Source organism: Micromonospora matsumotoense, assembly GCF_050951065.1.
GTDB classification, from domain to species: domain Bacteria; phylum Actinomycetota; class Actinomycetes; order Mycobacteriales; family Micromonosporaceae; genus Micromonospora; species Micromonospora matsumotoensis.
This window is the reverse complement of the sequence record NZ_CP192025.1, coordinates 5,451,028-5,463,808: the sequence shown is the minus strand read 5'-3', so window position 1 is coordinate 5,463,808 and position 12,781 is coordinate 5,451,028. Positions and strand designations below refer to the sequence as shown.

The 12,781-nt window shown below is 73.4% G+C and carries 12 protein-coding genes and 1 pseudogene; all 13 read left to right on the top strand.

Features of this window, described 5'->3' with window-relative positions:
• Nucleotides 1-210 precede the first annotated feature (210 nt).
• Complete coding sequence (locus ACQP1S_RS23025) at nt 211-1,617, top strand: FtsW/RodA/SpoVE family cell cycle protein (RefSeq protein WP_091238838.1); 1,407 nt, start codon at nt 211-213, stop codon at nt 1,615-1,617.
• Complete coding sequence (gene murG, locus ACQP1S_RS23020; protein ID WP_091237520.1) at nt 1,617-2,723, top strand: undecaprenyldiphospho-muramoylpentapeptide beta-N-acetylglucosaminyltransferase; 1,107 nt, start codon at nt 1,617-1,619, stop codon at nt 2,721-2,723. Before ACQP1S_RS23025 ends, murG begins: the two co-directional genes overlap by 1 nt.
• 31 nt (nt 2,724-2,754) lie before the next feature.
• The gene (gene murC, locus ACQP1S_RS23015; RefSeq protein WP_432899034.1) at nt 2,755-4,245 is read left to right on the top strand and encodes a UDP-N-acetylmuramate--L-alanine ligase; all 1,491 of its coding nucleotides are present in this window, start codon (nt 2,755-2,757) and stop codon (nt 4,243-4,245) included.
• The gene (locus tag ACQP1S_RS23010) at nt 4,242-5,060 is read left to right on the top strand and encodes a cell division protein FtsQ/DivIB (RefSeq protein ID WP_432899031.1); all 819 of its coding nucleotides are present in this window, start codon (nt 4,242-4,244) and stop codon (nt 5,058-5,060) included. Before murC ends, ACQP1S_RS23010 begins: the two co-directional genes overlap by 4 nt.
• Before the next feature lie 240 nt (nt 5,061-5,300).
• Nucleotides 5,301-6,416, top strand: a complete 1,116-nt coding sequence (gene ftsZ / locus ACQP1S_RS23005; protein ID WP_091237516.1) for a cell division protein FtsZ — start codon at nt 5,301-5,303, stop codon at nt 6,414-6,416.
• A gap of 106 nt (nt 6,417-6,522) precedes the next feature.
• On the top strand, nt 6,523-7,269 hold the full coding sequence (locus tag ACQP1S_RS23000; RefSeq protein ID WP_432899026.1) for a YggS family pyridoxal phosphate-dependent enzyme: 747 nt from the start codon (nt 6,523-6,525) through the stop codon (nt 7,267-7,269).
• A 193-nt stretch (nt 7,270-7,462) separates the two neighbouring features.
• Nucleotides 7,463-8,179, top strand: coding sequence for a cell division protein SepF (locus tag ACQP1S_RS22995; protein ID WP_432899023.1), 717 nt, complete (start codon nt 7,463-7,465; stop codon nt 8,177-8,179).
• Between the two features lie 29 nt (nt 8,180-8,208).
• Nucleotides 8,209-8,514, top strand: coding sequence for a YggT family protein (locus ACQP1S_RS22990; RefSeq protein WP_091237509.1), 306 nt, complete (start codon nt 8,209-8,211; stop codon nt 8,512-8,514).
• A 43-nt stretch (nt 8,515-8,557) separates the two neighbouring features.
• Nucleotides 8,558-9,358, top strand: coding sequence for a DivIVA domain-containing protein (locus ACQP1S_RS22985; protein ID WP_091237507.1), 801 nt, complete (start codon nt 8,558-8,560; stop codon nt 9,356-9,358).
• A gap of 70 nt (nt 9,359-9,428) precedes the next feature.
• Nucleotides 9,429-9,755, top strand: a pseudogene (locus tag ACQP1S_RS22980) (hypothetical protein); the annotation flags it as partial.
• A gap of 521 nt (nt 9,756-10,276) precedes the next feature.
• A complete protein-coding gene (locus ACQP1S_RS22975; protein ID WP_432899019.1) occupies nt 10,277-10,582 on the top strand; it encodes a DUF167 domain-containing protein in 306 nt (101 codons plus the stop codon).
• A gap of 22 nt (nt 10,583-10,604) precedes the next feature.
• Nucleotides 10,605-12,107 (top strand): potassium/proton antiporter, encoded by a 1,503-nt coding sequence (locus ACQP1S_RS22970; protein ID WP_432899016.1) that lies wholly within the window; start codon nt 10,605-10,607, stop codon nt 12,105-12,107.
• 223 nt (nt 12,108-12,330) lie between these two features.
• A complete protein-coding gene (locus tag ACQP1S_RS22965; RefSeq protein ID WP_432899013.1) occupies nt 12,331-12,762 on the top strand; it encodes a TraR/DksA family transcriptional regulator in 432 nt (143 codons plus the stop codon).
• The last annotated feature ends 19 nt before the right edge of the window (nt 12,763-12,781 follow it).

The following is a 12,781-nucleotide window of genomic DNA, read 5'->3' as shown; positions in this document are numbered from 1 at the left end:
TACCGGAGGGGCCCCTGTTCCGCATTTCGACACGCCGACCGGGGGGAACGGCCGGAACGGGCCGCCCGCAGCGGCGATGATGGGCGGGTGGGGGAGGACCGAGGCACCAGCACCGGCACGACGGCGCAGACCCAGCCACGGCGGGTCGCGGGCGCGGGGCGTACCGCCGATCCGCCGGCGGGGCGGGCCGGGCTGGACCCGGCCGGTGGCCTGGCGGCGCTGCGCGGCCTGCTGGCTCGCCCGCTGGCCTCCTACTACCTGCTGCTGTCCAGCGCCGGCCTGCTGCTGCTGATCGGCCTGACGATGGTCTTCTCGGCGACCAGCGTGCGGGACTACGCCGAGGCCGGCGACGCCGCGGCTTCGGTGACCAAGCAGGCGATCTTCGCGGTGATCGGCATCGTCGCGTTCTGGGCCTGCCAGCGGCTGCCGGCCAGCACCTTCCGCTCGCTGGGCCGGCCCCTGCTCGGGGGCGCCGTGGTGCTGCTGCTGGTGCTCAACCTGCTGGTGGCTCTGGACGCGCTGTTCGGGTTGGAGTCCCTCGGGCCGCTGCGGGCCAACCTGCTCTGGCTCTATCTCGGGCCGATCCAGGTGCAGCCCGCCGAGCTGGCCAAGCTGGCGCTGGTGCTCTGGGGGGCGCACGTGGTGGCCCGCAAGGGCGCGGCGCTGGGTTGGTGGAAGGAACTGGCCACGCCGCTGTTCCCGGTGGTCGGGCTGCTCTTCGTGCTGGTCGGCTACAACGACCTAGGCAGCATGCTCTGCCTGCTGGCCATCGTGGTCGGGCTGCTCTGGGCGGCCGGGGTGCGGCTGCGGGTCTTCGCCGCCCTCTCCGCGGTCGGCCTGGCCGGCATCGGCCTGCTGGTCGCGGTGGCCTCGCTCGGGGCCGGCTCCGGGGCGCGCGGCCAGGACAACTACCGGCTGGCCCGGCTCACCTCGTTCCTCGACACGCCGGACCCGGCCAAGTGCGTCGAGGACGCCTGCTGGCAGATGGTCCAGGCCCGCAACGCCATCGAGCACGGCGGCTGGTTCGGCGTCGGGCTGGGCAAGGGCAGCCTCAAGTTCGGTTGGCTGCCGGCCGCCCACAACGACTTCATCTTCGCCGTCATCGCCGAGGAGTTGGGCGTGGTCGGCTGCACCGTCATCCTGGTGCTCTTCGCCGTGCTGGCCTACACCGGGCTGCGGATCGCCCGCCGGGTCGCCGACCCGTTCCGCCGGCTCGCCGCCACCGCCGTCACCGCCTGGCTGGCCGGCCAGGCGGTGATCAACGTCGGTGGGGTGACCAAGCTGCTGCCGCTGACCGGCGTGCCGCTGCCGTTCATCTCCGACGGCGGCAGCGCCCTGGTCGTCACCCTGGCGGCGGTGGGCATGCTCGCCTCCTTCGCCCGCGCCGAACCCGACGCGGCCCGAGCCCTGCACGCCCGTCCGCCCGCCCGATGGGTCCGACTAGTCTGGGCCCCGTTGCCGCCGCTTCCCGGCGCGCGGAGCCGACCGGCACCGCCGCCGGCTGCCCCGGGGTCCGTACCCCGGGCGCGCGGGCGGCGACCCGACGATCAGGCCGTACCGCGCGGCGTCCGGCAGGACCGGACCCGGGGCGGGCCGGCGAGCGAGAGGAGACGCTGATGGGTCCGCTGCGTTCGGTGGTGCTCTGTGGAGGGGGCACCGGTGGGCACATCTACCCGCTGCTCGCCTTCGCCGACTGCCTGCGCCGACACGACCCGGGCGTCCGGATCACCTGCCTCGGCACCCCCAAGGGGCTGGAGAACGAGCTGATCCCGCCGGCCGGCTACGACCTGCGGACGATCCCGGCCTACCAGTTGCCCCGCTCGGTCAACCTGGGCCTGATGCGCACCCCGGACCGGATGTGGAAGGCGGCCCGCGCCGCCGGCAAGGTGATCGACGAGGTCGCCGCCGACGTGGTCGTCGGCTTCGGCGGGTACGTCTCGGTGCCCGGCTACCTGGCCGCCTGGCGACGCGAGATGCCGATCGTCATCCACGAGGTGAACGTCCCGCCGGGAGTGGCCAACCGGCTCGGCATGAAGTTCACCAAGAACCTCGCGGTCGGCTTCCCGCACCAGCCGGCCCAGTCCGAGGCGCTGCGCGACGCCCGGGTGGTCGGGGTGCCGCTGCGCCGGGGCATCGCCGGGCTGGACCGCAACGCCGCCCGCGCCGCCGCCCGCGCGCACTTCGGGCTCCGCCCCGACCTGCCGGTGCTCTTCGTCGCCGGTGGCTCGCAGGGGGCCCGGTCGATCAACCTGGCGGTCTCCGGCGCGGCCAAGGAGCTGGCCCGCAACGGCGTGCAGGTGCTGCACGTGATGGGCGCCCGCAACGAGCCGGTGCCGATCCCCACCGATCTGCCGGTGCCGTACGTGGCGCTGCCCTACCTGTCCGAGATGGAGCTGGGCTACGCCGCCGCCGACCTGATGCTCGCCCGGGGCGGGGCGATGACCTGCGCCGAGGTGGCCGCCATCGGGCTGCCCACCATCTATGTCCCCTACCCGCACTCCAATCAGGAGCAGAAGCGCAACGCGCTGCCCGTGGTGGAGGCCGGCGGCGGGCTGCTGGTCGACGACGCCGAGCTGACCCCGGCCTGGCTGGAGCGCACCGTGCTGCCCCTGCTGCGGGACCCGCAGCGGCTGTACGCGATGAGCAACGCCGCCGCCGCGTACGGCCGACGCGACGGCGACGTGGCCCTGCTCAACTTCGTCTACGAGGCGGTGGCCCGGTGAGCCGGTCCACCGCGACGGGAAGGTACCTGGCATGAACACCGCGCAGTTCACCCCGGCCGGCACGCTCACCGCGGAGGACCTGGGCCGGATCCACCTGATCGGGGTGGGTGGGGTCGGCATGAGCGGCCTGGCCCGGCTCTTCCTCACCCGGGGGCTGCCGGTCTCCGGCAGCGAGCTGCGCGAGTGGCCGTCGCTGGCCGGGATGCGGGCGCTGGGCGGCACCATCCACATGAGCCACGAGGCGGCCAACCTCGACGGGGTGGACACCGTGGTCTACTCCTCGGCCATTCCGCAGGACCACCTGGAGATGGTCGAGGCGCGGCGGCGCGGGCTGCGGGTGCTGCACCGCTCCGAGGCGCTGGCGGCGGCGATGACCGGGCGGCGTACCGTCGCGGTGGCCGGCACCCACGGCAAGACCACCACCACCTCGATGGTGACCATGGTGCTCCAGCAGGCCGGCGTCGACCCGTCCTTCGTGATCGGCGGGGAGATCTCCGAGGTCGGCTCGGGCGCGCACCACGGCACCGGTGAGCACTTCGTGGTCGAGGCGGACGAGAGCGACCGGTCGTTCCTGATCTACCGCCCGTTCGTCTCGATCATCACCAACATCGAGGCCGACCACCTGAACACCTACGGCGACCTGGCGACCCTGGAGGCGGCGTTCGCCGAGTTCGCCCGGCTCACCGACCCGGCCGGGTTCGTCATCACCTGCGCCGACGACCCGGGCAGCCGGCGGTTGGCCGAGACGCTGCGCGCCGAGGGGCGGCGGGTCTGGACGTACGGCGAGGCGCCCGACGCCGACCTGCGGCTGTCCGAGATGGCCTCGTCCGCCCAGGGGGCGCGGTACCTGGCCGCGCTCGACGGCCGTTCGCTGGGCGAGATCCGGCTGCCGGTGCCCGGCCGGCACATGGGGCTCAACAGCGCCGCGGCGGTGCTCGCCGCCCACCTGCTCGGCCTGCCGGTGGCGGCGGCGGAGGCGGCGTTGGCCGTGTTCCCGGGGGTACGCCGGCGTTTCGAACGCAAGGGCGTCGCCGACGGTGTGCTGGTCTACGACGAGTACGCCTACCACCCGACCTCGATGACCCTGGCCTTGCGGACGCTGCGCGAGGTGGCCGGCGACGGCCGGTTGATCGTGGTCTTCCAGCCGTACCGGCTGTACCGCACCCGGGATCTGCAGGCGGAGATCGCCGCCGCCCTGGGCATCGCCGACGAACTGGTGCTGCTGGAGGTCTTCGGCCCCGGTGAGCTGCGCCAGCCGGGCGAGGGGTCGGCGGCGTTGCTGGCGGCGGTGCCGCTGGACGCCGCGCACAAGGTCTTTGTGGACTCGCTCGACGACGCGCCGGTGGAGGTGGCCCGCCGGGCCCGCCCCGGTGACGTGGTGGTGACCATGGGCGCCCCACCGATCTCGTTGCTCGGTGACCAACTGCTCGACACGCTGACCGCCCGGGTCGGCGGGGTCGCCGCCCCGATCGCCCCGGGCCCGGTCGTCGGCCCGGACGGCGCGGTCTCCACCGCCGGATGAGTCCGGGCCCGGCGCGGGGTCGTCCCGCGGGCGCGGACGGCGGCGGCTCCCGACGTGGTCCGGCACGGCGCTGGCAGCTCGTCCGGGCCGGCAGCGATGCGGTCCCGCCGTCCACCCGGCGGTTCATGGCGCGGGCCCGGCAGCGGCGGATGCGGGCCGCCCTGCCCTGGGCGGTGCTGACCGGGGTGCTGGTCCTCGCTGGTCTGGTGGCCTGGGCGGTGCTCGGCTCCGGCCTGTTCGGGGTGCGTGAGGTCCGGGTGGAGGGGGCCCGGCTGGTCACCCCGGTCGAGGTGCGCGATGCGGCGGCCGTGCCGGACGGGGTGCCGTTGGCCCGGGTGGACCTGGCCGCGACGGCCCGGCGGATCGGTGGGTTGGCCCCGGTCGAGCGGGCCACCGTCCACCGGGACTGGCCGGACACCCTGGTGGTGACGGTGGTGGAGCGGACCGGGGTGGCGGTGGTGCCCCGGGACGACCGGTTCGTGGTGCTCGACCGGACCGGGGTGGTGTTCCGGACGCTGCCCCGCCCCCCGCAGGGGCTGCCGCTGGTGCGGTTGGCCGACCCGGGGCCGGACGATCCGGGCACCCGGGCGGCGTTGCAGGTGCTGACCGTCCTCACCCCCCAGTTGCGGGCCGTCCTGGTCGAGGTGACCGTCGAGGGGTTGGCCCGGATCGGGCTGACCCTGCGCGACGAGCGGACGGTGGTGTGGGGCGACGCGACCCGGGGCGAGGACAAGGCGCGGGTGGCGACGGCGTTGCTGAGTCGCAAGGCCGACACGATCGACGTGAGCGCGCCGGACGTGGTGACCTTCAGGTGAGGCCCGTGTGGAACGTGAGTCGTTACGCTCGCGGCGGCGACACGCCGGTGAGGTCCTTGGCTCTCGGCGTGGAGGCGCTTACCTTGCCCCGAAGAGGATCAGTGGTTGACATAACTGTAAGCCTCTAGTAGAGGGTTAGGGTTCAGCTCTGATCCTCGCTGGTGACAGCTCGTCGACCACCGGTCTGGGCCACGCCGTACCGGGGCGGTGCGAGCCAATCTCGAACGGAAAGGACCGGAGATGACACCTCCGCACAACTACCTGGCGGTCATCAAGGTCGTCGGCATCGGCGGCGGCGGCGTCAACGCCGTCAACCGGATGATCGAGGTTGGGCTCAAGGGCGTCGAGTTCATCGCGATCAACACCGACGCGCAGGCGCTGCTGATGAGCGACGCCGACGTCAAGCTCGACGTCGGCCGGGAGCTGACCCGGGGACTCGGCGCGGGTGCCAACCCGGACGTCGGCAAGAACGCCGCCGAGGACCACCGCGACGAGATCGAAGAGGTGCTCAAGGGTGCCGACATGGTCTTCGTCACCTGCGGCGAGGGCGGCGGCACCGGCACCGGCGGGGCGCCGGTGGTGGCCAACATCGCCCGCAAGCTCGGCGCGCTGACCATCGGCGTGGTGACCCGGCCGTTCTCCTTCGAGGGCAAGCGCCGCCAGGTGCAGGCCGAGGCGGGGATAGACGAACTGCGCAATCAGTGCGACACGCTGATCGTCATCCCGAACGACCGGCTGCTGGCCCTGGGCGACCGTGGGATCAGCATGATGGACGCCTTCCGCACCGCCGACCAGGTGCTGCTCTCCGGTGTCCAGGGCATCACCGACCTGATCACCACCCCCGGCCTGATCAACCTGGACTTCGCGGACGTCAAGAGCGTGATGAGCGGGGCGGGCAGCGCGCTGATGGGCATCGGCAGCGCCCGGGGTGAGAACCGGGCGGTGGAGGCGGCCGAGGCGGCCATCTCCAGCCCGTTGCTGGAGCAGAGCATGGACGGCGCGCGGGGCGTGCTGCTCTCCATCGCCGGCGGCTCCGACCTGGGCCTGTTCGAGATCAACGACGCCGCGCAGCTGGTCACCGACGCGGCCCACCCCGACGCGAACATCATCTTCGGCGCGGTCATCGACGACGCGCTCGGCGACGAGGTGCGGGTCACCGTGATCGCCGCCGGTTTCGACGGTGGCACGCCCGCGTACAAGGCGTCGGAGTCACCGCGTAAGAGCAACCAGAACCAGCCGACCCCGCAGTCCCCGGCGGTCACCGCGCCGGCCACCATGCCGCCGCCGCAGCAGTCGCCGCGCCGGGTGCTCTTCGACGACGTCGACGTGCCCGACTTCCTCAAGAACGGCTCCTGAGCCCGCCGATGACGAGCAGCCCCGTCGGTGACCACGCCGCCCCGCCGACGCCGAGCGGTCCACCGGGTGGTGACGTCGCCCCGCCGGTGACCGGGCGGCCCGGCCGATGACCGGCCGGCCCGACCCGGTGGGTCCGGATCGCCGCGCCGCACTCGCGGCCGGACTGGCCGTGGTGCGTACCCGGATCGCCGACGCCTGTGCCGCCGCCGGCCGGGACCCGGCCGGGGTGACCATGATCGCGGTGACCAAGACGTACCCGGCCGGCGACGCGGTCGCGCTGACCGGGCTCGGGGTCACCGACCTGGGGGAGAACCGGGACCAGGAGGCGGCGCCGAAGGCGGCCGAGGTGGCGGCGGCGGGGGTGACCGCCCGCTGGCACTTCATCGGTCAGTTGCAACGCAACAAGGCCCGTTCGGTGGTCCGGTACGCCGATGTGGTCCACTCCGTGGACAGTGTCCGGTTGGCCCGCGCGCTGGCCACCGCCGCCGAGTCCGGCCGGGACTGTCCGTTGGAGACGTTGGTGCAGGTCAGCATCGATGGTGACGCGGCCCGAGGGGGCGCCCTGCCGGGTGCCGCCGACGCCGACCGGGGGCTCGGTCCGGTGGCCGAGGCGCTGGCCGGGTCGGGGTCGCTGCGGCTGGCGGGGCTGATGGCGGTGGCGCCGTTGGGCTGGGAGCCGGAGCGGGCGTTCGCCCGGTTGGCCGAGGTGGCGGAGGGGTTCCGGGCCGGGCATCCGGCGGCGACCGCGCTCTCCGCCGGGATGAGCGGCGACCTGGAGGTGGCCATCGGATACGGCGCGACACATGTCCGCGTCGGCAGCGCGTTGCTCGGAATGCGTTCCACGCTGCGGTAGCCTGACCGCGATAGAAGCAAATTACATCAGTGTTGTTCAGGAGCGGCGTCCCCAGGTCGGGGGCCACGACGGGCGAGCCGCGAATCGCGCGTCGGGGGATTGCCACTTCGATCCGGTGGGCATGGAAGTCCATTCGCGATCATGGCGACACGGCACGGGGGTGCGTGCCGCACGGCGGACGGAAGGGCGCGGGATGGGTGCACTGCGCAAGGCGGGGGTCTGGCTCGGTCTCGTCGAGGAGGATGACGAGCGGGGCTACGACGAGGGCTACGACAAGCCCGGCTACCGCGAGTCGCGGTACCGGTCGAGCCGGTACACCGAGGAGTTCGCCGACGACGACGAGGACGACGCGGAGGAGCCGCCGGCACCGCGTCCGCGCCTCGGCGACCGGGGTCGGCTGGCCGACCGGTCGAGCCGGCTCGCGGAGGCCGACCGCGCCGACGACGAGCGGGCCGAGCGGGCCGAGCGGTCGGAACGGGCCGAGCGGTCGGAGCGGGCGAGCGTCCGGTCGATCACCCGGTCCGGTGGGTCGGAGACCTCGGGCGCGCTGAGCTACCACACCCGGGACAATCTCGCCCTGGCACCGCAGGCGTCGCCGCGGGAGCGGCCGGTGGTGGCCGAGGAGGAGCAGCGCTACCAGATCACCACGCTGCACCCGACCACCTACCGCGAGGCGCGGACCATCGGCGAGCACTTCCGCGACGGTGTCCCGGTGATCATCAATCTCACCGAGATGGATGAGGCCGACGCCCGCCGGCTGGTGGACTTCGCCGCCGGGCTGGCGTTCGGGCTGCGCGGTACGATCGAGCGCGTGACCAACCGGGTGTTCCTGCTCTCGCCGGCCAACGTCCAGGTCACCGCGGAGGACAAAGCCAAGATCGCTGAGGGCGGCTTCTTCTCCCTGAGCTAAGTCCACCCGACCGAGGGACGTCGCCTGCTGTGTTGTCGATCATGTTCCAGCTCTTGTACCTGATTGTGTATCTTTTTCTTATTGTGCTGTTGGCCCGATTCGTTCTCGGTGCAGTCCTCCAGTACGGTCGTCGGTGGCAACCGGGGCGTGGCGCGTCCGCCGGACTAGAGTCCGTGTGGAGCGTCACTGATCCGCCTCTCAAGGCGTTGAGGCGGGTGATCCCCCCACTGCGAATTGGTACCGTGAGCATCGACCTGGCCTCCCTTGTGCTCCTGGTTATCCTGTTCGTGCTGATGAGGTTTGTGTTAGATCCGCTGATCAGGAACTTCTCCTGACCAGCGCGCGCTTTCGCGGCCGCAACTGACCCGAGGAGTTTCGATGCCGCTGACACCGGCCGACGTGCACAACGTCGCCTTCAAAAAGCCGCCGATCGGCAAGCGGGGGTACGACGAGGAGGAGGTCGACGCCTTCCTGGACGAGGTCGAGCGTGAGCTTGCCCGTCTGATCGAGGAGAACAACGAGCTGCGCGCGCAGGTGGAGCGCGGCGGTCGCGGTGGGGCCCCTGCCGGCCCCGGTGGCGACGCCCGGCTCGCCGCGGAGCTCAACGACGTCAAGGCCCAGCTCGACCGGGTGCAGCGCGACAAGGCCGCCGCCGAGCAGGCCGCCCGCGCGATGCAGGCGGAGCTGGAGCAGGTCCGCACCACCGGCGGCCCGGCCGCCGGCGGCGACGGCGAGCAGCAGGCGCTGCGGGTGCTGATGATGGCCCAGCGCACCGCCGACGACCACGTCTCCGACGCCCGTCGCGAGGCCGACCAGCTGCTCTCCGAGGCCCGCTCCAAGGCCGAGGAGGTCACCCGCGAGGCGCGGGCCAAGGCCGACGCCCTGGAGCGCGACGCCCGTCAGCGGCACCAGGAGGCCATGGGGGGCCTGGACGCCAAGCGGACCGCGTTGCAGAAGCACATCGAGGAGCTCAAGCAGTTCGAGCGCGAGTACCGCACCCGGCTCAAGGCCTACCTGGAGAGCCAGCTGCGTGACCTCGACGGTCGGGGCCAGGGCCTCGAGGCCGAGATGACCCGCGCCGAGGGCACCCGTGCCGTCGGTGGCAACGGTCTTGCCGCAGCGGGCCTCGCCGGCTCGTACGGCGGCGGTCGCTCCGGCGCCCTCGAAGCGGGCCGCTGATCCGCGGTCGGCGGCCGTCCCCCGACGGTCGCCGACCCAGCCACGACCCACGACGCGGCGGGGGTGAGCCGTGCTAGTCGCCAGTCTTCTGCTCATCCTCGTTGCGGTGGTCCTGCTGGTGCTCGGTCTCGTCGACGGCTCCAGCACCCTGCTGACCAGTTCCATCGCGGCCAGTCTGCTGGCCGCCGTCGCGTTGGTGACCGGTGCCCGCCAGGCAGCCGCGACCAGGGCGAGGGCGGCGGAGCGGACCCAGGCGGCCGGTCCGAGCGCGGCAGCCGCCCGCCCGCCCGCCTCGCCGGCCGTGACCGTGCCGTCGGAGACTCCGACGACGTACGCACCGACGACGATCGACGCCGGTGGTGCCGGGTGGCGGCAACCACCCGGCCCGCCGGTCGCCGGCGAACCCGTCGGCGGTTCCACCCGCCCCGACGTCGGCGCCTGGGAGCCCGACGCGGAGGCCCCGTGGGACCCGGTCGTCGTGCCCTCCCCGCCGGACCCGGGCCGAGCCGACCCGCCGACCGACCACACCCCGGGCCGGGTGACCGACCCCGTCCGGATCGACGCGGACGACTACCCGGACGATCCCCGCGGGGACCCCGTGGACGACCCGGCCTGGGCGGCCGGGGACGATCTCGGGCCCCCCTGGGAGCCGTCGGACGACGCCGCGTCCCCGTGGGACCCGCCCGCCCAGCGGGTTCCGCCCGGTGACGCCGCCCGGGTGGCCCAGCTCGACGCCGAGGTCCTCGTCGTCGACGGGCATCCCCGCTACCACCTGCTCTCGTGTGCCCATCTGATCGAGCGGGAACACGAGCCGCTGCCGGTGCACGAGGCGATCTCCCTCGGGTTCACCCCGTGCGGTCTCTGCAAACCGGACACTGCCCTGCTCGCCGACACCTACCCCCGCTGAGGCCGGCCTCGATGCCCACGGACGACACGCTGACCGTCGCGGTGCGGGTCAAGCCCGGCGCGTCCCGGGCCCGGGTCGGCGGCTGCTTCGCGGGCCCGCACGGTCCCGCCCTGGTGATCGCCGTGACCGCCCCGGCGGTGGACGGCCGGGCCACCGAGGCGGCCCGTCGGGCGCTGGCCGGGGCCCTGGGCGTCCGGCCGGCGGTGGTGGCGCTGCGCGCCGGTGCGGCCAGCCGGGACAAGCTCTTCCTGGTCGACCGTCCGGCACCCGGCCTGACCGAGCTGCTGCGGCGGCTGCGCGACGGATCGGTCGGGTGACGGCGCCCCGGGTCGGGCGCCCGTGACGCCGGGACTGGATCTGGCCCTGCTCCTCGGGGCGGCCGTGTTGCTGGTGGCGATCGGGGCGGTGCGGTTCTCCAGCCGGCTGGGCGTACCGAGTCTCCTGGTCTATCTGGCGCTCGGGGTGGCGATCGGCGAGGCCGGGTTGGGCATCCGGTTCGACGACGCCGAGCTGACCCGGGTGCTCGGCTTCTGCGCGTTGATCGTGATCATCGCGGAGGGCGGGCTGACCGCCCGGTGGAGCACCCTGCGCCCGGTGCTCGGGTTGGCCGGCGCGTTGTCCACGGTCGGGGTGCTGGTCAGCATCGTCGTCGTCGGCCTGGTGGTGCACCTGCTGCTCGGGCTGGACTGGCGGTTGGCGCTGCTCTATGGCGCGGTGCTCTCCTCCACCGACGCGGCGGCGGTCTTCGCCACGCTGCGCCGGCTGCGGCTGCCACCCCGGCTGGTGGCCACCCTCGAGGCCGAGTCGGGGATGAACGACGCCCCGGTGGTGATCCTGGTGGTGCTGCTGTCCCGCAGCGGCCCGGTCGAGCATCCGTGGTGGTTCGAGGTCTTCCTGGTGGGCTACGAGCTGGGGGTGGGCGCGGCGGTCGGGTTGGCCGCCGGGTTGGCCGGCCGGTTCGCGCTGCGTCGGGCGGCGCTGCCCTCGTCCGGGTTGTATCCGATCGCCGCCGTCGGGTTCACCGTGCTGGCGTACGCCGCCGGGGCGATGCTGCACGCCTCCGGCTTCCTCGCCGTCTATGTGGCCGGGGTGCTGCTCGGCAACGCCCGCCTGCCGCACCGGCAGGCCATCCTGGGCTTCGCCGACGGGCTGGCCTGGTTGGCCCAGATCGGGCTGTTCGTGCTGCTCGGCCTGCTGGCCACGCCGGAGCGGCTGCACACCGCGCTGCTGCCGGCGGTGGTCACCGGGCTGGCCCTGCTGCTGCTGGCCCGGCCGCTGTCGGTGCTGGTCTCCGCGCTGCCGTTCCGGGTGAACCTGCGCGAGCAGGCGTTCCTGTCCTGGGCCGGGCTGCGGGGCGCGGTGCCGATCGTGCTGGCCACCATCCCGCTGTCGGCCCGGGTGCCCGGGGCGGACCGGCTCTTCGACGCGGTCTTCGTACTGGTGGTGATCTTCACGGTGCTCCAGGCGGGCACGCTCGCGCCGGCCGCCCGTCGGCTGCGGGTGACCGCCCCGGCCGAGCTGGCGGAGATCCGGGTGGAGACCGCCCCGTTGGAGCGGATGCGGGCGGACCTGCTCCAGTTGGAGGTGCCGGCGGGGTCCCGGCTGGCCGGGGTGCACGTCGACGAGCTGCGGCTGCCGGTGGGCGCGTCGGTGACCCTGGTGCTGCGTGACGGGGTGGGCTTCGTGCCCGGTGCGGGCACCCGGCTCAAGACCGGGGACAGCCTGTTGATCGTGGCGACCGCCGGGGTGCGGGACGAGGCGGAGCGCCGGCTGCGGGCGGTCAGCCGGCGGGGTCGCCTGGCGAGGTGGTTCGGCGAGTACGGCGAGGATCGGGACGCCTGATCTGCTAGTCTTCCTTTTGCCCCATTTATGGGTTATTAGGGGCTGAATAGCGGCACGACGGTCCGGCACGTTGTCGGACGCCTGTACGTTCCGTATTCTTGCCAACCTCCGGAGTGCGCGGCCACCGTTGCCGTGCGCCCGTTTTGTTACCTGGGGACGCCACGTCGGCGGACCCTGTCCGGGCACCGCCGACCGCCGCGTCCCGCGGCTGAGGGAGCTGACGATGGCGAAGCCAGCCGACACCAGGACCGCCGGTCGCAAACCGGCGGCGAAGGCCACTGCGCAGGCCACCCGCAGCTCGGCGGAGACCGAGAAGATCCGGGCGGCCCTGGCGGCCCGACGGGACGAGCTGCGCGCCGAGTACGATCAGACGCTGAGCGAGATCACCGAGCTGCAGCGCGACCGGTTGACCGACTCGGCCGGGGACGACCAGGCCGACACCGGCACCAAGACGTTCGAGCGCGAGCAGGAGATCTCCCTCGCGAACAACATCCGGGAACGGATCACTCAGGTCGAGCGTGCCCTGGAGCGGCTCGACGAGGGTGGCTACGGATGGTGCGAGCGGTGCGGGAACCCGATCCCGGTGGAGCGGCTCGCCGCCTTCCCGTCGGCGACCCTCTGCGTGACCTGCAAGCAGCTGGCGGAGCGGCGCTGACGTCCACTCCCCGGTGATC

Coding starts and splice junctions, on each gene's coding strand:
- ACQP1S_RS22995 (WP_432899023.1), top strand. CDS start 7,463: ATGGGTGCACTGCGCAAGGCGGGGGTCTGGCTCGGTCTCGTCGAGGAG.
- murC (WP_432899034.1), top strand. CDS start 2,755: ATGAACACCGCGCAGTTCACCCCGGCCGGCACGCTCACCGCGGAGGAC.
- ACQP1S_RS22985 (WP_091237507.1), top strand. CDS start 8,558: ATGCCGCTGACACCGGCCGACGTGCACAACGTCGCCTTCAAAAAGCCG.
- ACQP1S_RS22975 (WP_432899019.1), top strand. CDS start 10,277: ATGCCCACGGACGACACGCTGACCGTCGCGGTGCGGGTCAAGCCCGGC.
- ftsZ (WP_091237516.1), top strand. CDS start 5,301: ATGACACCTCCGCACAACTACCTGGCGGTCATCAAGGTCGTCGGCATC.
- ACQP1S_RS22965 (WP_432899013.1), top strand. CDS start 12,331: ATGGCGAAGCCAGCCGACACCAGGACCGCCGGTCGCAAACCGGCGGCG.
- ACQP1S_RS23000 (WP_432899026.1), top strand. CDS start 6,523: ATGACCGGCCGGCCCGACCCGGTGGGTCCGGATCGCCGCGCCGCACTC.
- ACQP1S_RS23010 (WP_432899031.1), top strand. CDS start 4,242: ATGAGTCCGGGCCCGGCGCGGGGTCGTCCCGCGGGCGCGGACGGCGGC.
- murG (WP_091237520.1), top strand. CDS start 1,617: ATGGGTCCGCTGCGTTCGGTGGTGCTCTGTGGAGGGGGCACCGGTGGG.